At 61.1% G+C, this 17999-nt stretch carries 15 protein-coding genes; 14 read left to right on the top strand and 1 reads right to left on the bottom strand.

Annotation, left to right across the window (positions count from 1 at the left end; genetic code table 11):
- Window positions 1-27 precede the first annotated feature (27 nt).
- From LOY55_RS15650 to LOY55_RS15605, 10 genes are all read left to right on the top strand, one after another.
- A complete protein-coding gene (locus LOY55_RS15650; RefSeq protein WP_046027213.1) occupies window positions 28-345 on the top strand; it encodes a hypothetical protein in 318 nt (105 codons plus the stop codon).
- On the top strand, window positions 338-1462 hold the full coding sequence (locus tag LOY55_RS15645; protein ID WP_109787197.1) for a hypothetical protein: 1125 nt from the start codon (window positions 338-340) through the stop codon (window positions 1460-1462). Before LOY55_RS15650 ends, LOY55_RS15645 begins: the two co-directional genes overlap by 8 nt.
- Window positions 1459-1977 carry a phage baseplate assembly protein V gene (locus tag LOY55_RS15640; protein ID WP_046027215.1) on the top strand — a complete coding sequence of 173 codons (519 nt, stop codon included), beginning with the start codon at window positions 1459-1461 and terminating at the stop codon, window positions 1975-1977. Before LOY55_RS15645 ends, LOY55_RS15640 begins: the two co-directional genes overlap by 4 nt.
- Before the next feature lie 57 nt (window positions 1978-2034).
- Window positions 2035-2358, top strand: a complete 324-nt coding sequence (locus LOY55_RS15635) for a hypothetical protein (RefSeq protein WP_046027216.1) — start codon at window positions 2035-2037, stop codon at window positions 2356-2358.
- Window position 2359: 1 nt separating this feature from the next.
- A complete protein-coding gene (locus LOY55_RS15630) occupies window positions 2360-2722 on the top strand; it encodes a GPW/gp25 family protein (RefSeq protein WP_046027217.1) in 363 nt (120 codons plus the stop codon).
- A complete protein-coding gene (locus LOY55_RS15625) occupies window positions 2719-5136 on the top strand; it encodes a hypothetical protein (RefSeq protein ID WP_258665655.1) in 2418 nt (805 codons plus the stop codon). Before LOY55_RS15630 ends, LOY55_RS15625 begins: the two co-directional genes overlap by 4 nt.
- Complete coding sequence (locus LOY55_RS15620) at window positions 5133-8255, top strand: putative baseplate assembly protein (RefSeq protein ID WP_258668292.1); 3123 nt, start codon at window positions 5133-5135, stop codon at window positions 8253-8255. The genes LOY55_RS15625 and LOY55_RS15620 overlap by 4 nt, the downstream gene beginning before the upstream one ends.
- Complete coding sequence (locus LOY55_RS15615; protein ID WP_258668291.1) at window positions 8252-10393, top strand: hypothetical protein; 2142 nt, start codon at window positions 8252-8254, stop codon at window positions 10391-10393. Before LOY55_RS15620 ends, LOY55_RS15615 begins: the two co-directional genes overlap by 4 nt.
- A gap of 32 nt (window positions 10394-10425) precedes the next feature.
- Window positions 10426-13509 (top strand): Ig-like domain-containing protein, encoded by a 3084-nt coding sequence (locus tag LOY55_RS15610; RefSeq protein ID WP_258668290.1) that lies wholly within the window; start codon window positions 10426-10428, stop codon window positions 13507-13509.
- Between the two features lie 330 nt (window positions 13510-13839).
- Window positions 13840-14505: a dTMP kinase gene (locus LOY55_RS15605; RefSeq protein WP_109787202.1), complete on the top strand. Its 666-nt coding sequence runs from the start codon at window positions 13840-13842 to the stop codon at window positions 14503-14505.
- A gap of 234 nt (window positions 14506-14739) precedes the next feature.
- On the opposite strand, the gene LOY55_RS15600 is transcribed toward LOY55_RS15605, so the two are convergent.
- Window positions 14740-15249 carry a cupin domain-containing protein gene (locus LOY55_RS15600; RefSeq protein ID WP_109784841.1) on the bottom strand — a complete coding sequence of 170 codons (510 nt, stop codon included), beginning with the start codon at window positions 15247-15249 and terminating at the stop codon, window positions 14740-14742.
- Between the two features lie 212 nt (window positions 15250-15461).
- Between LOY55_RS15600 and LOY55_RS15595 the strand changes: the two genes are divergently transcribed.
- From LOY55_RS15595 to LOY55_RS15580, 4 genes are all read left to right on the top strand, one after another.
- Window positions 15462-16070, top strand: a complete 609-nt coding sequence (locus LOY55_RS15595; RefSeq protein ID WP_109784840.1) for a trimeric intracellular cation channel family protein — start codon at window positions 15462-15464, stop codon at window positions 16068-16070.
- 152 nt (window positions 16071-16222) lie between these two features.
- Window positions 16223-17254, top strand: coding sequence for an NAD(P)-dependent alcohol dehydrogenase (locus tag LOY55_RS15590; RefSeq protein ID WP_258668289.1), 1032 nt, complete (start codon window positions 16223-16225; stop codon window positions 17252-17254).
- A 142-nt stretch (window positions 17255-17396) separates the two neighbouring features.
- Complete coding sequence (locus tag LOY55_RS15585) at window positions 17397-17633, top strand: hypothetical protein (protein WP_146206145.1); 237 nt, start codon at window positions 17397-17399, stop codon at window positions 17631-17633.
- Entirely contained in the window at window positions 17626-17997 is a 372-nt protein-coding gene (locus tag LOY55_RS15580) for a DUF3302 domain-containing protein (RefSeq protein ID WP_109784838.1), read from the top strand. The genes LOY55_RS15585 and LOY55_RS15580 overlap by 8 nt, the downstream gene beginning before the upstream one ends.
- Window positions 17998-17999 lie beyond the last annotated feature (2 nt).

Raw genomic sequence — 17999 nt, 5'->3', positions numbered from 1 at the left:
ACGCTGATGAACGAAAGGACAGCCACGATGAGCGACCGCTTCCCACCTAACAGCCGTTACTACCCGACCGACACCGCCGAGTTGGTCCAGGTCGACGGTCGACGCGTGGTTTACCTGCGGCGGCGCTTCGTACCGGACCCGGCTAACTTTGTCACCTTGCAGATCTACACCGTGATCGAGGGCGACCGGATCGATCGCATGGCCGCTGCGGTGCTCGGTGACCCGGAACAGTTCTGGCGCCTGCCGGATGCCAATGGTTGCCTCCACCCACTGGAGCTGGAAGAGCTGGGCCGGCAAATCCGCCTGACCTTGCCCGAAGGCATGCAGGGGCCGAGCGATGCTTAAAGGCATGCATGTCTCATTGCTGGTCGGCCCGGCGATACCGTTACCGGTGCCCAAGCCGCTGATCGATGCCTTGCAGAGCATCCAGGTGACGTCGGCGGCGGGCGCCCGCAGTGGCTTCCAGATCAGCTTCGCACTGCACAACAATTCACCGCTGCACACCCTGTTGTTGCTCACCGGCGGGCGGGTGCCCTGGCTGCGGGTGCTGATCGTGATCACCCTCAACAGCCTGCCGATGGTGTTGATGGACGGCCTGATTACCCGCCAGGAGGTCAGTGGCTCCAACGAGCCGGGGCAGAGCACCCTGACCATCACCGGTGAGGACCTGTCGGTGGCCATGGATCAGCAGGAATTCAACGGCATTCCCTATCCGGCCATGCCGGCCGAGGCGCGGGTGGCGCTGATTGTCGCCAAGTACGCGATCTTTGGCATGGTGCCGCTGGTGATCCCGCAAATCTTCAGCGATGTGCCGATCCCGGTGGAAAAAATCCCCACCCATGACGGCACTGACCTGGCCTACGTGCAGAAGTTGGCCAAGGACGCCGGCTATGTGTTCTACGTCGAACCCGGCCCGTTGCCGGGGATGAATACCGCCTACTGGGGCCCGGAGATCAAGCTCGGGATACCGCAACCGGCACTGAACCTGGGGATGGATGCCCACAGCAACGTCGAGGCGCTGTCGTTCAGTGTGGACAACACCAAGGCCAGCCTGCCGATCGTGTTTATCCAGAACCCGCTGACCAAGTTCCCGATTCCGTTGCCGATCCCCGACATCAGCCTGCTCAACCCGCCGCTCGGTGCGTTGCCGCCCATTCCAAAGTCGATCCACCTGCTGAAGGACACCGCCAAGCTCTCGCCAATGGCGGCCTTGTCCAAGGGCTTGGCGGAGGCGGCGGGCTCAGCGGATGTGGTGACCGCCACTGGCTCGGTCGATGTACTGCGTTACGGCTCCGTGTTGAAGGCGCGCCAACTGGTCGGCGTGCGCGGTGCGGGCAGCGCCTTTGACGGTTTGTACTACGTGAAAAACGTGACCAGCAACTTCAAGCCCGGCGAGTTCAAGCAGAGCTTCACGCTGACCCGCAACGGTTTGATCTCGACGCTGCCGAGGGTACCGGTATGAGCGCTGAGCAAGGCAAGTTCTACGGCAAATTCCGCGGTGTGGTGTTGAACAATATCGACCCGATGCAGATGGCCCGCATCCAGGTCCAGGTGCCTGATGTGCTGGGGCTCGGCATCTCCAGCTGGGCCATGCCCTGCGTTCCGTTCGCCGGGAAGCAGAGCGGGATGTTTGTGGTGCCGCAGATCGGCGCCGGGGTCTGGGTCGAATTCGAGCAGGGCAACCAGGATTACCCCATCTGGGTCGGCGGTTTCTGGGGCAGTGCGGCAGAGGTGCCCGCCTTGGCGTTGGCGGGGTTGCCGGTATCGCCAAGCATTGTGCTGCAAACCGGCAACCAGAACGGCCTGACGATCTCTGACCTGCCGGGGCCCACGGGCGGCATTCTGCTCAAGACCCTGACGGGGGCGATGATTTCGATCAACGAAATCGGCATCACCATCAGCAACGGCCAAGGCGCGACGATCATGCTCAACGGGCCGGCGGTGAATATCAATCAAGGCGCATTGACGGTGATTTGAAATGAACATTTCACGCAATCGGCAGCTGAAACCGGCCATGACAGGGGAGGACCGCTGATGCCCGGTTTTCTCCTGCATCTGGGCGCCACGGTGATGTGCAGCCACGGCGGCCAGGCGACGCCGACCGCGCCGTTTCCCCGGGTGACACTCTCCGGCCAGCCCGTGACGACCCTGGCCGCGCCCTATGTGATTGCCGGCTGCGCCATGCCGCCACCGCCCTCCGGCAATGGCCCCTGCGTGACCGGCCAATGGCTGGTCGGCGCGACCCGGGTGTTCGCCGGCGGGCTGCCGGTGCTACTGCAATCGAGCACCTCGATCTGCGTCCCCACCGGCACGCCGATGATGGTTACCGTCACTCAGCTACGGGTCTCAGGAGTCTGATATGGCTTTGGACTTTCCCTTCAGCATCGACTCGCGCGGGCGCAGCGCCGAAGTGTTCGCCGATCTGCAGGTGCGGGACATGATCGAACAGGTGCTGTTCACCGTGCCGGGCGAGCGGGTGAACCGTCCGGACTTCGGCTGCGGCTTATTGCAATTGGTGTTCGCGCCCAACAGCGATGCCCTCGCTGCCGCCGTGCAGATGACCGTGCAAGGTTCGCTGCAACAATGGTTGGGGGAGCTGATCGAGGTCGAGGCGGTGACCGTCGAGAACCTCGACGCGCGCCTCGACGTGACGGTGCAGTACGTCATGCGCCGGGATCGCCAGCGGCAACTGGCGACCTTCAGCCGAGGGATTGCACCATGAAACGCCAGTTTTTGTCTGACAACCGCCATCGTCTGCAATTGCTGCGTGACCTCGATCCACCGAGCCTGAACGGCATCGACTACCTGGAAGTGGCGCCCCTGAATCAGCGCAAGCTCAGCGTGGCGTTCGTCAATCCGTTGGCTGGCATCACCGCCGCCCATTGCCGGATCGAGGGCGGGGTGCGCATCACGGGCGTACAGATCGAGAGCCTGAGTATCAACGGTAATCAGCTCGACATTACGGTGGACCGGGCCGGTGATTTCTCCTGGTACCGTTTCGTGTTGATCAACCCCACGGCGCCCGAAGACCCACCGCCGGGCTTCGACCCTTGCCTGTCGAGTATCCGATTCAGTTTCAAGGCACAGTGCCGTTCCGAGTTCGATTGTGCCGACGACCAACCCTGCCCGCCGCAGGTACCGGCCGAGCCGCTGCTGGATTACCTGGCCAAGGATTACGGGAGCTTTCGCCGGTTGATGCTGGACCGCATGGGGCAGCTGATTCCTGGCTTTCACGAGCGCAACCCGGCGGATTTTTCCGTGGCCCTGGTGGAAATGTTGGCGCATATCGGCGATCAGCTCAGCTATTACCAGGATGCAGTCGCCACCGAAGCGTATCTGGGCACTGCCCGACGCCGCGTCTCCCTGCGCCGGCATGCGCGGCTACTGGATTACCCGATACACGACGGCTGCAACAGTCGGGTCTTCGTCAGTCTGAGCGTCTCGCCCCAAGCTGACGGTCGAGTGTTGGCCGCCGGTACGCCGCTGTTGACCCGCACCGGCTCGCCCGGGACTGTCTTGAAAGAATCCGCGCTGCAAACCTTGCCTGACGGCAGCACCCAAGTCTTCGAAACAATGCACGCGTTGCCGTTGCAGTCCGCCCATAACCGCATTGATATCCATCATTGGGGCGAGCCGGATTTCTGTCTGGGCAAAGGCGCGCAAGAGGCCGCGCTGATCGACGTTCCGTCGCTGAGCTTGCAGGCCGGCATGCTGCTGATCTTCGAAGAAGTCCTGAGCCCCGGCACCGGCCGTGCACCGGATGCCGACCGCACCCACCGGCATGCAGTACGCTTGACCGAGGTCAAGCCGGGGCACGACCTGCTGACCGACACGCCGTTGCAGCTGATCAGTTGGCACGCCGAGGACGCGCTACCGTTCCCGTTGTGCATCAGCGCGCGTATCCAACAGTCCGGTGTCAGCAAGACTGTCAGGGTCGCTCAGGTCTGCGGCAATGTGGTATTGGCCGACCACGGGCTGACTCGCGCCGATGAGTCGCTGCTGCCGGACGTTGTACCGACTGCCGGCCAATACCGGCCGCGCCTGCGCGAGCCCGGCATCGTCTATGCCCAGGCCTATGAACATGACCCGACGCGCTCCGCCAGCAGCACCTTGTATCAGGATCCCCGGCAAGCCCGTCCGTCCGGCATGCAACTGCGCGAAGACGACCCCGATCAGTTTGGCGACCAACCCAAGCCCGGTGCCAGCCCTTGGTTGCCACGCCGCGATCTGCTCGGCAGTGACCGCTTCGCACAGGAATTCGTGGTGGAGACCGAAGCCGATGGCAGCGCCCACCTGCGCTTTGGCGACAACCGCTTCGGCATGCAACCGCAACCCCTCAGCCGGCTGTTGGCCAGCTATCGCCAAGGCGGTGGCAGCATCGGGAATGTCGGCGCCGAGAGCATCACCCAGATGGTCTGTGAAGACCCTCTGATCAAGGACTTCATCCAAACGCTGCGCAATCCGTTGTCGGCAAGCGGCGGCGCAGAGCCGCAAAGCGCTGACGCGATCAAGCTGTTTGCACCCCAGGCTTTCCGCACCCAGGAACGGGCGGTCACCGAGGCCGATTACGCGCGGGCCGCCGAGCGTCATCCGCAAGTACAACGGGCCGCTGCGAGGCTTCGCTGGACCGGCAGCTGGTACACGATGTTCGTCAGCCTCGACCGCAAGGGCGGCCAGCCACTGGATAAGCCGTTTCGTGAAGAAATGCTGCGCCACCTGGAACGCTACCGGTTGGCCGGTTATGACCTGGAACTGCGTGATCCGATCTATGCCCCGCTGGATATTCAGCTGAACGTCTGCGTATTGCCGGGCCACTTTGCCGCGACGGTCAAGCTTGGCCTGCTCAAGCGCCTGAGCAGTGGCGCAGACGGGCTGGGACAACTCGGCTTCTTTCATCCCGATCACTTCAGTTTTGGCCAGGGCCTGGCGCTTTCCACCCTGATGGAGGCGGCGCATTCGGTAACCGGCGTGGCCTCGCTTCAGGTCGAGGTGTTCCAGCGCTGGGGCAAAACCCCTAATCAGGAAATAGCGCAGGGCTTGATCGGTGCCGCGTTACTGGAAGTGTTGCGCCTGGATAACGATCCCAATTTCCCCGAAAACGGCCGACTGCTGCTGAACATGCAAGGTGGCTTATGAGTAATGGCGAACACTGCGGCTGCTGCGCCGGGATCAAGGTGCTGACACCGGTCGACGAATTGAACCCGCCAGGGCAGACGACGTTGCACTATCGGGTCGGCACCCATGGGCGTTTTCGCGAGAGTCAGCTGGCGCGCCTTTCCAGCCAGACGGCGCTGCTCGGGCTGAGCACTCGCGATGCCGATGATCCGGCGCTGGCATTGCTCGATGCCTGGGCTGGCGTCCTCGACGTGCTGAGTTTCTATCAGGAGCGCATTGTCAACGAGGGCTTCCTGCGTACCGCCACGGAGCGGCGTTCGATATTGGAGCTGGGGCGTTCCATCGGCTACGAACTGCGCCCTGGCGTGGCCGCCTCGACGTTTCTGGCTTTTTCTCTGGAGACCGCGCCGGGCGCGCCGTTAACCGCGCGGATCGACACCGGCAACAAGAGCCAGAGCATTCCAGAGCAGGATGAACAGGCCCAGGTTTTCGAAACGCTGGAGCCGTTGTACGCGCGCGCTGCCTGGAATGCCTTGGCCCTGCAGAGCCAGGAAGAGGTGCCGCCGTACTGGGGCGCTCGTACTCTGTATCTGAAAGGGCAGAACACGCGCTTGCAAGCCGGTGACGCACTGTTGATCGTCGGCGATGAACGCCTGAAAAATCCCGGCAGCGAAAACTGGGACCTGCGCCGCGTCGTTCGCCTGCAAGTGATTTCGCCGGTGGAGCCGAGCGCCGACCCACTGGCTGGCTACACGGTAGTAACGCTCGACCGGCCGCTAGGCAAGGTAATGCCCCACGTCCAGCCGGCCAAGGCCAATCCTCGCTGTTTTGCCCTGCGGACCAAGGCTGCGCTGTTCGGCCAGGCGGCGCCGGACTGGCGGGCGATGCCGCGCAGCCTGCGGGCAAGCTACCTGGGCCTGGACGATGATAATCAGGCGAAGATCAGCCTGCACGGCCAGTGGCCGGGCTTCACCCTGGCCGATGTTTCCGATCCGCCGACCCGCCAGGCCACCGGCAGCGGCCTGTATGGCGAGTATTTCGAAGGCAACGACTTCAAGACGCGCAAGCTCAGCCGTACCGACGCCACCGTTGATTTCGACTGGGGCAGCGCCAGCCCCGACCCGCAGCTGACCGTCGATACTTTCTCGGTGCGCTGGAGCGGCTGGCTGCAAATACCCGAAAGCGGCAATTACAGCTTCTTCGTCAAAGCCGACGATGGCGTGCGGCTGTGGATTGGCGGCCAGTTACTGGTCAATCAATGGCAAGACCAAGACGCGACCGAATACGGCGAGAGCCTGTTCGAGCTCCAGGCCGGACAAAAACTCGACCTGCGCCTGGAGTACTACGAGAACGGTGGCGCTGCCTTGATTCAATTGCGCTGGCAGGGCCCTGGCATCGCCAAACAAATCATTCCCCAAAGTCGTCTATACCCACGAGACGTACACAGCGTGCATCTGGATGCCAGCTATCCGCGACTGGTCACGGGCAGTTGGCTGGTGCTGACGCTGCCCGATTATCAGGAGCTGTATCAAATCCTCGACAGCCGCGAGGATGCCCGCGCCGCCTTCACCCTGAGCAGCAAGACCACGCGCCTGAGCCTGCGTGGCGAACAACTGCGCGAGCTGTTCAACGAGCGTCTGCGCGAGACCACGGCCTATGGCGAATCCATCGAGCTGCCGTGGGCGACCCGGCCCAGGTCCGGGCTGCTCAGCGGTCATGTGCTGACGCTGGATGATCTGCAACCGGAGCTGGAGGCGGGGCGCTGGCTGTCGATCAGCGGCCACACCTTGCCGGACGTGACGCAAAATGCGCCGGCGCGTCAGCGACTGTTGGCCAATGACCCGTTGGTGGCGGTGGAAATCGCCAGGGACGGCCGGCTCGCCAGCCTGTCCTTCACCGATGGCGCGCGCCATGAAGTAGTGCTTGGCTTCGCCAGCGAAGTGGCGCGCCTGCAACGCAATGACAGCAGCGGGCCGCGTTCGCGCCTGGAACTTGAGAGCGATCTGCAACATGCCTATCTGCCGTTGAGTGTGCGGATCAACGCCAATGTGGCGCCGGCCAGTCACGGCGACAGCAAGCAGATGCAGATACAGCCGGAAATCCTTGGCAGTGGCGACGCCAGCCAGGCCTTCCAGCGCTTCCTGCTGCTGCAGAAACCGTTGACCTACATTTCCTCACCCACCCCTTCGGGCATCCAGAGCACGCTGCAGGTACGCGTCGAAGGTGTGCGCTGGTCCGAGGCGCCACACTTGGGTGAGCTCGGCGCGCAAGACCGTGCCTATCTGCTGCGCCGGGGCGATGATGGCCGGGTCACCGTGCAGTTCGGTGACGGCGTGCACGGCAGTCGCCTGCCCACGGGACAGATGAATGTGCACGCGTACTATCGCGTCGGCATCGGTGCGGCCGGCAACCTCAACAGTGGGCGGATCAGCCTGCTGCTGTCCCGTCCGTTGGGGGTCAAGGATGTGATCAACCCGGTACCCGCGGCGGGTGGGGTCGATCCGGAAGACCGCGACAGTGCCCGGCAGAACGCACCGCTGAGCGTACGGACCCTGGATCGCATCGTCTCGCTTCGGGATTTCGAAGACTTCGCCGCGGCCTTCGCCGGCGTCGGCAAGGCCCAAGCGGTGTGGTTGTGGGATGGCGAGCAGCGGTTGGTCCACCTCACGGTCAGCGGGGTAGAAGGTGTCAGCATCGATCCCGGATCGGCGCTCTATCGCAACCTGGCCGCGGCCATTGACGCGGTGCGCCCGGCTCATCAGCCGCTCAAGCTTGCACCCGGGGTGGTGCTGCGTTTTGGTGTGGAAGCCAAGGTTCGGGTTAACCCGGACTATCAAAGCGCAACAGTCCTCAGTGCAGTGCGCAGCGCCTTGGGGCAGGCCTTCGGGTTTGCCGCGCGTTACTACGGGCAACCCGTCAGTGGCAGCGAAGTACTGGCGGTGATACAGCGGGTGCCGGGAGTGGAGCGGGTGGATCTGGATAGCTTGCGGCTCTACGACGGCCTGTCCAGCAGCAGTGTGGCTGGGCCGGATGGCCGACTGCGCGCCCGCGGTGCCCGGTGGCAGAGTCAGCAAATATTGGCGGCACAACTGCTGTTGCTGGACCCGTCCGCAGTTACCTTGACGGAGCTTAGCCTATGAGCATTGACGCCGAATTCCTGATGGCGCGGCTGCCGGCCTTCTACCGCGAGCGCGATGCCGAAATGGGTGGGCCGCTGCGGGCATTGCTGGAAGTTATCGCCGAGCAGGGCGCGGTGCTGGAAGAGGACATCACCCGGCTCTACGACAACTGGTTTATCGAAACCTGTGACGACTGGTTGGTCCCCTATATCGGCGATCTGCTGGGCGTGCGCGGTCTGTATCCGGTCAGCGGCACCCAGGCGTTCGGCCTGCGCGCGTATGTGGCCAACAGCCTGCGCCTGCGACGGCGCAAGGGCACGCTGCCGGTGCTGGAACAGCTGGCATTCGATACCACCGGCTGGCGTGCGCGGGCGGTGGAGTTTTTCGAGCTGCTGGGCACGACCCAATACCTCGAACACTGCCGCCCACAAAATGTGCGCACGCCGAACCTGCGTGATGCCACACAATTGGAGCGGGTAGACGGCCCCTTCGACCGCGCCGCCCATACCGTCGAGGTGCGTTCGCTCCCGGCCGGGCGCTACAACATTGCCAATGTTGGTCTCTATCTCTGGCGGTTGCAGGCCTATGCACTACAACGCGCCACCGCCCGAGCCATGACCAGCCTGGCAGGCTTCTACAGTTTCGATGCCCTGGGTCGCGACGTCGCCGAGCCGCTGTTGCGGGGGGAGGGCATGTTGTTCAACCGGCCGCGCACCGAGCAGGAAATCACTCACCTGGCGCAACCGGAAAACGTGCCGGAGCCTCTTTCCCGGCGACTGCTGCACGACGAACTGACGGCGCTACGTCAGGCCCTGACCGATGGTGAGACACCTGACCCTGTGTACTTTCCCCTCGATCGAGAGGAGGAGGGTGGCCCGGTTCTGCGGATCTGGCTGGACGATGTGGAAGTACCGCCGGAGCATCTGCTGGTGTGCAATCTCTCGCCCTTGCCCGGCGTAGTGCCGCAAGAATGGCGGCGTCCACCGGCCAGCGTCACGGTGAAATCGAGCAAGGCCGGTCAGCCGGATAAAACCTTTCCTGGCGTTGCCAACCTGTTTCTGGTGGGTTTCGACCCGGTCCTGGGACGTATCGCCTTGCCCGCCGGCAAGACCGCGAACCGGGTGGAAGTCGCCTACAGCTATGGCTTCCCCGGCGATGTCGGCGCGGGGCCCTACGATCGACGCCCGTTGCGTCGCGACGATGAGCCGTTGCAGGGCCTGCTCGATCCGGCGGATTTCCAGGTACTGCTGCGGGTCCCGGGCGACCACGCGACGCTGGCCGACGCGCTGGCGGCAGTCATTGCCGGGACCCGTACGCTGATCTATCTGCTGGACGACGGGACCCAGGAGCTGACCCCTGATCTCAACCTGCCAGATACCCACCTGGCCATTGAAGCCGCCAACCAGCGGCGGCCGGTACTGATCGGCGACCTGCGGTTACGCGGCAACCTCGACACCCGGCTCAGCCTGTCCGGGCTGCTGCTGGACGGTCAACTGCGTTTGGACGGCGCGCTGGGCGAAGTGAATCTGCGTCATTGCAGCCTGACGCCGAGCAAGGGTGGCATTCGTCACACCGGCACCGGCAGCCAACTCTGGCTGCGGCTGATCCATTGCCTGTGCGGGCCGTTGCGGACGAGCAAGGCCATTGCCGGAGTCGAGGGCCGCAACAGCGTGTTCGATAACGGCGATGACGTGGCCTTCGATTTACCGGACACGCGCCTGCAACTCGACCGCTGCAGCGTCTTCGGCGCCAGCGCCGCCGGGGAGCTGGAAGCCAGCAACAGTCTGTTCAGCGCCAAATTGAATATCGCCCGACGCCAGGAAGGCTGCGTGCGTTTCTGCTATGTGCCATCGGGCTCGCAGACGCCACGTCGCTACCGCTGCCTGCCGGACCTGGTGACCCAGGGGTTGCCGACCGCCCAGGCAAAGAGCGAACGGGTGCGGGTGACGCCAGCCTTTACCTCGGTGAGTTTCAGCCATCCGGCATATGCCCAGCTGCGCCTTTCAAGTGCTCAAGAGCTGCGCACCGGCGCCGAGGACGGCGCCGAAATGGGCGTCTGGAATGTGCTGCAACAACCACAACGCGAGGCCAACCTGCATCAGGCCTTGGACGAATACCTGCGCTTCGGCCTGGAGGCCGGGGTGATCTTTGTGAACTGAACGAACGCGCAAAACGGGCAAGGACTACCACTATGAAAGCCGATCTCACCCGCTCGACCGACAAGCCGGACCAGCACTATCGCGCCGTACGCATGCAACAGGGGCGGGTGCAGCTGGATGCGGACTGGAACGAGCAGCAAGACATTCTCAATCGCCGGATCGAGAGTGAAACCGTCGATACCATTGGCCATAGTGGCGGGCCCTTGGCCAACCCCGGGTTTCTGCTGACCGGCAATGGCAAGAACATCGGCATCGGCATCGGCCATTACTACGTCGAAGGCTTGCTCTGCGAAAACGCCAGCCAGGTCCCGGCCACCAGCCAGCCGCACTTGCCGGGCAACGTCTCACCGGTGCTGCCGGCCAATGCCAGTCTGTTGCCATTACCCCCGGCGAATGCGCCGCAGTTGGTCGAGATCAAGGTCTACGACAACAACGGAGCACCCATCGACCCTCCGGACGGGATCTACCTTGGCTATCTCGAAGCCTGGCTGCGGCACATCACGGCGCTGGAAGACCCGCTTATCCGTGAAGTCGCCCTCGGTGGGCCGGACAGCGCGACCCGCGACCAACTGCTGTGGCAGGTCAAGTTGCTGCGTGCCGGTGATATCGGCGCCGACCTGAACTGCCTGAGCGCGCTGGCGGCCTGGACCACCCTGACCACTGCAGTCGATGGCAAGCTCGCGGCCCGCGCCGAACCCAGCACTCCGCCCAAAGATCCCTGCCTGCTGGCGCCGGAAGCAGGCTACCGGCGCCTGGAAAACCTGTTGTATCGCGTTGAGATCCACGACGATGGCAGCGTTTCAGCCGACCAGCGCTACAAATGGTCGCGTGACAACGGCAGCATTGAAACCCGCGTTGTACGTTGGCTGGGCGAGCCGACGGCGGACGAGTTCGAGGTCGCCAGCCTTGGCCGTGATGCCTACCTTGCGATCACCGCCGGCTGCTGGCTGGAATTCTTCGACGATACTTACGAACTGCTTGGCCGGCCAGGGACTCTGGTCCAGGTGCTCAAGACAGAAGGCAATATTGTCACCCTCGATCTGGCCAGCGCCACCGGGTCTCTGGACAAGGCGCTGTACCTGAGCAACCCGCGTGTGCGGCGCTGGGACGGTTGGGCGAAGCTGGTCCCGGCGGCAGCCAATTTGAACAGTGGCTGGGTGGAGCTGGAGGAGGGCGTCGAGATTAAATTCATCCCCGGCAAGTATCGTGTCGGGGATTTCTGGACCATTCCCGCTCGCACCGCTACCGCTGACATCGAGTGGCCGTTGGTGGCCAATAAACCCGCCTTCCAGTCACCGCAAGGGGTATTGCGCGCCTTCACCCGGCTGGCCTTGCTCAACTGCCAGGCCGGGGTCTGGAGCACGCTGTCCGATTGCCGTCAGCTATTTCCGGCGCTGACCGAACTGACCAACCTCTATTACGTTGGTGGCGACGGCCAGGAGGTTATGCCAAACCCTTTGGCGCCACAAAACCTGCCGTTGCCCAGCCCGCTGGAAGTCGCGGTGTTCAATGGCAAGTTCCCGGTTGCCGGGGCCGAGGTCAGCTTCAGCGTCAGTGACGGCACGCTGCCCAACGGCACCGCCAGCCAGATCATCGCCACCGGCGCGGACGGTATCGCCAGCGTGATCTGGAGCCTGGCGCCCGGCGTGCTGAACCAGACCTGCACGGCGCAACTGCTCGAAGCCGGCCAGGTAGCGGCCGGCAAGTACAACGTCCTGCATTTTTCCGCCAGTCTGTCCGTGGCCACACAAGTCGCCTATGACCCGGCGAAGTGCGCCGACATGGCCGCCCAGGGCATTCATACCGTGCAGGATGCGCTCGACGCGCTCTGTCAAAAAAACCACGGCGGTGGCTGCTGCACCAGTGTCGGTGTCGGCGGCGAGTTCGAGAACCTCGACATCGCGCTCAAAGTGTTACTCGAACAGGGTCAACGCGACATCTGCTTGTGCCTGCTACCTGGCGAGCATCACCTGGCCGACAGCATCGACCAGGTCGCGCCGAACGGCACCCATCTGTTCATCCACGGTAGCGGCCCCGCGAGCCGGCTGGTGCTGCGTAATCAAGAGTTCAACTGTTTCGATTTTGCCTCCCTGACGTTTCTGGATTTCGACATCGTCATGCTGGGCGAGAACCAGTGCCTGCGTTTTCAAGGCAATCAGCATTTGCGCTTGCAACGAATGCGCCTGTCGGGGCTGACGGTTCCCGGGATCAGCCTGGTGCAAATCGACGACGCCCAGCGCATTGACCTGAGCGCTTGCCTGATCAACGCCTACTCGTCGAGCGGGACACAGCACGCCCGGGAACTGTTTGATGCCATACCCTTGCTCGCCCCCCTGGAGGCGGCGATGAAATCAGGCAAGGGCGAACTTTTTGCGGCTATCCCAAGCAAGGTGGTCGATGCCTTTGCAGCGTTCAGCGCCGCTCAGCGCAAGGCTTTCGGGCAACAAGTGGATCGCCGTCAGGTAGTCCTCAACACCGATGAAATATTGGCATTGTCAACGCTGCGCAGCGATATCGAACAGGGTGCCAGCCAGCGTCGACTGCTGCTCTCGCTGGATCGTTTGCGCACGGAACTGATGCTCAACCACACCGGCTTCGCCCTGGCCCTTGGCGATGCCGAGGCGGATACCTTGCTGGCGGACAACCAGATCAACGGCCGCGTGTCCTTGTACGGCGAGGCCAAGAGCGACGAAGCGCTGGACCTCGATTTTCTGAAAAATCTGGGTGTTGCGTTTAGTCGCGGCGGAGTCCGACTCAAGCCCGGCTATGGCGAATTACGCCTGCGCAATAACCGGCTACAAACGTTGCGCCTGGGCGATGCGATGCTCGACCGCTTGCGGCAACTTGCCGGCTCAGCCGACGGAGGCGAGGTTGAAGGTTGCTATCGCAGTCTGCTGGCGGATTCCAATACATTGGTGGGCACGGAAAACCTGTTGCTGGCGTTGAAACTGTCCCTGAGCCAGAACCAGCTGAGTGTCTTCGGTCACATCGCCGCGTGTATTGCTTCCCAAGGCAAGTACATCGGCAACTTCAGCCTCGAATCCGTCCTGTTCGTGCTGGGTCACAACGCTAACCAACAGTTTGCCAATGCCGGGCTGATTTTCAGCGAAATGTAGCGGGGCGCAGATTCAGAAGGGGATTTGCGTCGATTGAATTAGGCACACTGCAACGACAGATCCGTGAACGTCGAAGAATTGCTTCCGGGTGCCGGGAAGTGGATGGATGCGAGAGAAGCTCCACCAGATACATGATTTAACTTATGGGCGATGACCGGTGTTCATAAGCAACTGTGACTCTTGGTTTTGAGACCCTTGGGTCAGAAACTGGGTTAGAGTGCTCAGCAATGCCTGTTCATAGGGCCTTCCACCCGATTCGGGTAGCCGCGCCAAGCGGTTCCAGCGCAAGAGCCGGGCAAAAAAAACCGTGTATCAATCGATATTTGAAGAATGAATCGTCCGCTGTTTGTTTCTCTAGATGGGCCCAAGGGAGCCGGAAAAACCACACTTTTGGAGGCCGTTACGAAAGTACTGAGGGCGGACAACAAAAAGGTGATCCGACTTTGCGAGAAAAAAAGCGATCCCTATCGGCGTGAAACAATGACCCTCGTTAACAAGCTCGTCAGAAATCCCACCCGGGATTTGGAGTTGGAGGTTTGTGAGCGCTTTGCAGATAGCCGTACCTGGATTTCCCAGCACGTTCTGTCTAAACAGCCACAAGACAGCATCATCTTGATCGATCGCTGGTACCCGTCTGATGCCGCGTTTCGCCGGCTAGTCCCGTTTGCAGAAATTCTACAGTTGAACATTGATCGAAACGTGCAAGTGCCAGATCTGCATGTCGGGGTTGTCACCAACCCTGAAATTTCATGGGCAAGGGCAGCGGCACGACGTCGTGGACTGAGTAGTACGGTGATCCATAAGCTGGAAGAACATGTCGCTTGTACCCAGGCGTTCGAGCAAGCGATTGCAGATAACGGCTGGGTTTTATGCCGCAATGAAGGAACGATCGAAGACGCAACGATGCAGGTGGTTTTTGAGATTTATAGAGTCCTTCAATGTCCCATAGGCGAAGTTCGCTGCGCCGGTCTTGTCGCCGCAGCGGTAGCCGGCTGATGCTTTGAACTGGGTGCCTGCCATCGAACGCTGAGCCGAAGCTTCCCGAGGCGGGTCATACATGATCAGACGGTTCGAGCGTCGATTGCTGGAGATGCATACCAAGAGGAAAGCGGACGCTAGGGATACGGACATAATCTATGATTTAACATAATATACATTACACGTAACAACGTATTTCAGGATTAGCCTCGTTGCCCACAGATTTTGCAGCGCCAATTCACCTCCAGCCATTCATCCGTGCGTGAGCCTTTCTATCAACATCGAATGCTCGGCAAACTGTTCGCTGAGCTTTTGCCGATCACCCATTTCCATATCCGCAAAATCAAACCCTGGCGACACCGCTTCGCTGATCAGACCAAATCCCGCCAATCCGTCCGTAAGCCGCGAAGCTTTCCAAACGCCGCCCGGTACAGTCAATTGCAAACATTCTCCCGCGATGACATCGCTGCCCATCGTGACGGTTGTCAGAGTGCCGTCCGGAAAAATGAGCGTGTACTCAATGGCATCGCCCAGATGGTAGTAATGAACAATGTCGGACTGGTTCAGGTGGAAATGGCCAACCGGGGAATCTCTCGTTAACAGGTAATAAATGGACGTCATCCGGTAACGCTGGCCACCGGTTGTTGTGACGAGACTCTGATCATCGGATTGATAGGTTCTGCGGTAGTAGCCTCCTTCTACATGAGGCTCCAGATCGAGCGCCGTGATGACCTCATTGATGCGGGGTGATTTTCGAGTCATGCTGGTAACTCTCCTCACTACATTTCGATAGATAACAACATAATCGCGTACGTTAGCTACATAACTCGACTAAATAGCTCTTTGGTTGAGCTAACAGAAAATCTCTGTCATCCCGGTTTCAGTCGTGGCGCTTATCCAGGCTCGAAAATGCGCAAACCCACTAGACTATCGCCATAGCTCACCTGATGGGCAACCTGAGAACGGAGTAACGGATGCTTTATTTTCAGCAAATGTTGGGCACCGCCGTGTTCGCCATTACCGGGTTGCTGGCTATCCAAAGAGTCGGTGTCGATCTGTTCGGAGCCGTGGTTTTGGGGATCATCACCGCTATTGGTGGTGGCACCCTTCGCGACCTGTTGCTCGATCAACCGATTTTCTGGTTTGCAGACTTCAACTACATCTGGGTCGCATTGGTTACCTCACTGGTGGCTTTTTTTCTCACCAATAGATTGCATAAACGCTATCAGCTGCTGCTGTATCTCGATGGTTTTGCGGCCGCGCTGTTCGCAATAGTTGCCACTGAAAAAGTGCTGTCTTTGCAGCTCGCGGCACCTTTGGCAGTAATGATGGGCTTGCTGACCAGCATTGGCGGCGGCATCGCCCGTGATGTGCTGGCTGGCAGGGCTTCGTTGTTAATGTCACGCGAGATATACGCCACGCCAATCCTGCTGGGGTGCATCCTGTACGTCTTGCTGCGCGATACATTCCCCACGATTCAAATCGCCGGCTGGATCGCCTTGATATTCACCTCAGGGTTCAGGTTTCTCGTCATTTACTACGGGCTCCAGATGCCTGCTTTTTTCTCTACCAAACAGGGATAAGCCGGGCCGATAGCGGTGTAGACACCCGGTTGCAGCCCCCTGCCCCACGCGTCTGCCCCACCCATCGCTAACCGGGACAACGCCAAACGACCCGCTACACTTGCCTGTCGACGCCGCGCCTCCCGAGCGGCCTCCTGATTTGGAGGTATCCCATGAGCGACAGCACCGAACTCACGACATTCACCGGCTGGGCCGCAACGACAGCAGGCGCTCCACTGGAACGCTATAGCTATGATCCCGGCCCACTGGGAAGCGATGAGGTAGAAGTCGCCGTGGAGTATTGCGGCGTCTGCCATTCCGACCAGTCGATGATCGACAACGAATGGGGTATCAGCCACTACCCGTTTATCCCCGGTCACGAGGTGGTCGGCCGTATTGTTCGCATGGGCCCACAGGTACGCGGCCTCGAAATGGGACAACGGGTGGGCATTGGCTGGTTCAAGGGCAGTTGCATGCATTGTTCTTCGTGTATCGAAGGCTCTCACCAGCTCTGCAACACGGCCAAACCGACCATCATCGGCAGCAACGGAGGCTTCGCCGACCGCCTGTGGTCACACTGGGCCTGGGCTCTGCCGATTCCGGACGCGCTCGACCCGGCCAAGGCCGGTCCATTGTTCTGCGCCGGCTCGACGGTGTTCAACCCGCTGGTGGAGTTTGGCGTCAAGCCCACTGACCGGGTCGGTGTGGTCGGGATCGGGGGCCTTGGTCACCTGGCATTGCGCTTTCTTAATGCCTGGGGCTGCGAGGTCACGGCTTTTACCTCATCGCTGAGCAAGCAGGATGAAGCCAAGCGCCTTGGTGCGCACAACGTCATTGCCTCTACCGACAGTAATGCCCTGAAATCCATTGCCGGGACCCTGGATTTTCTCCTGGTCAGTGCCAGCGCAGACCTCGATTGGGCGGCCATGCTCGCCACCTTGCGGGGTAAAGGTCGCCTGCATTTTGTGGGCATAGTGCCCAGCGCCATTCCAGTGCATGTGTTCGACCTGATTCCCAGGCAAAAGAGCCTGTCTGGCTCGCCGGTCGGTTCGCCCAGCAACACCGCGACCATGCTGGAATTCTGCGCGCGTCATCAGATCCTGCCGCAGGTCGAGGTGTTTGCGATGAGCCAGGTCAACGAGGCCATCGACCATCTGCGCAGTGGCAAGGCGCGTTACCGCGTCGTGCTGGATGCCAGTAAATGACAATTACTATCGGTCGCATAAAACGACCTAGAACACCGCAACAATTAAGAAGATCCTTTCAATAGCTCGCCTGCAGGCTCTGTCATTGGCCATGTGCCAAGGCAAGCCTGCATTCGCGGACAATTGAATTGCCGGAGTTGTTATGGTTTTTTTTGAACTGATTCCTTTTACGGTGCGTGTGCGTGTGCGTGTGCGTGCCGTCGCAGATGCATTGCGGCGCATCGACAAGTCCATCCAACCGCGCGCCAAACAATACGTGCCGGTGCACGCAGCGCTTCTTTATTTACTTTCAGCTTTCAGGACTGCCCGCACTCATAAAATCCGTGACTACACTGAGCCCAATACATTGCTCGTGCCCGGAGGCGTCCGTCATGCTTGATTATTTCGCATTAGGCCTGTTGTTTTTTGTCGGGTTTGTCCTGTTTTACGGGGTCATCGCACTGCACGACATTCCTTACGAAATCGCCGTGCACCGAAATCACCCGCACCAGGATGCGATCCATGCAACCGGTTGGGTCAGCCTGTTCACCCTGCATGCCCTTTGGCCATTTCTGTGGATCTGGGCGATGGCGTACCGGGACGATCGGGGCTGGGGATTTGGTGATGGCAAGTCGACGCAGGTCCATGTCGTTCGTCTGGAGGAACAGGTTGCTGCCCTGAACAATCGGATTGAGCAACTGGAAGCGGCGACACGTACTGCGGGGCACATCCCGGCGTCGGACAATCGCGGTGAGGGAATCTAAGC

This window comes from Pseudomonas sp. B21-040 (genome assembly GCF_024748695.1).
Taxonomy (GTDB): Bacteria; Pseudomonadota; Gammaproteobacteria; order Pseudomonadales; family Pseudomonadaceae; genus Aquipseudomonas.
This window is presented reverse-complemented; position numbering and strand designations above follow the sequence as displayed.

What these genes read in the sequence shown, in the direction of transcription:
- LOY55_RS15650 (WP_046027213.1), top strand. Translation starts at nt 28, where the DNA reads ATGAGCGACCGCTTCCCACCTAACAGCCGTTACTACCCGACCGACACC.
- LOY55_RS15645 (WP_109787197.1), top strand. Translation starts at nt 338, where the DNA reads ATGCTTAAAGGCATGCATGTCTCATTGCTGGTCGGCCCGGCGATACCG.
- LOY55_RS15640 (WP_046027215.1), top strand. Translation starts at nt 1,459, where the DNA reads ATGAGCGCTGAGCAAGGCAAGTTCTACGGCAAATTCCGCGGTGTGGTG.
- LOY55_RS15635 (WP_046027216.1), top strand. Translation starts at nt 2,035, where the DNA reads ATGCCCGGTTTTCTCCTGCATCTGGGCGCCACGGTGATGTGCAGCCAC.
- LOY55_RS15630 (WP_046027217.1), top strand. Translation starts at nt 2,360, where the DNA reads ATGGCTTTGGACTTTCCCTTCAGCATCGACTCGCGCGGGCGCAGCGCC.
- LOY55_RS15625 (WP_258665655.1), top strand. Translation starts at nt 2,719, where the DNA reads ATGAAACGCCAGTTTTTGTCTGACAACCGCCATCGTCTGCAATTGCTG.
- LOY55_RS15620 (WP_258668292.1), top strand. Translation starts at nt 5,133, where the DNA reads ATGAGTAATGGCGAACACTGCGGCTGCTGCGCCGGGATCAAGGTGCTG.
- LOY55_RS15615 (WP_258668291.1), top strand. Translation starts at nt 8,252, where the DNA reads ATGAGCATTGACGCCGAATTCCTGATGGCGCGGCTGCCGGCCTTCTAC.
- LOY55_RS15610 (WP_258668290.1), top strand. Translation starts at nt 10,426, where the DNA reads ATGAAAGCCGATCTCACCCGCTCGACCGACAAGCCGGACCAGCACTAT.
- LOY55_RS15605 (WP_109787202.1), top strand. Translation starts at nt 13,840, where the DNA reads ATGAATCGTCCGCTGTTTGTTTCTCTAGATGGGCCCAAGGGAGCCGGA.
- LOY55_RS15600 (WP_109784841.1), bottom strand. Translation starts at nt 15,249, where the DNA reads ATGACTCGAAAATCACCCCGCATCAATGAGGTCATCACGGCGCTCGAT.
- LOY55_RS15595 (WP_109784840.1), top strand. Translation starts at nt 15,462, where the DNA reads ATGCTTTATTTTCAGCAAATGTTGGGCACCGCCGTGTTCGCCATTACC.
- LOY55_RS15590 (WP_258668289.1), top strand. Translation starts at nt 16,223, where the DNA reads ATGAGCGACAGCACCGAACTCACGACATTCACCGGCTGGGCCGCAACG.
- LOY55_RS15585 (WP_146206145.1), top strand. Translation starts at nt 17,397, where the DNA reads ATGGTTTTTTTTGAACTGATTCCTTTTACGGTGCGTGTGCGTGTGCGT.
- LOY55_RS15580 (WP_109784838.1), top strand. Translation starts at nt 17,626, where the DNA reads ATGCTTGATTATTTCGCATTAGGCCTGTTGTTTTTTGTCGGGTTTGTC.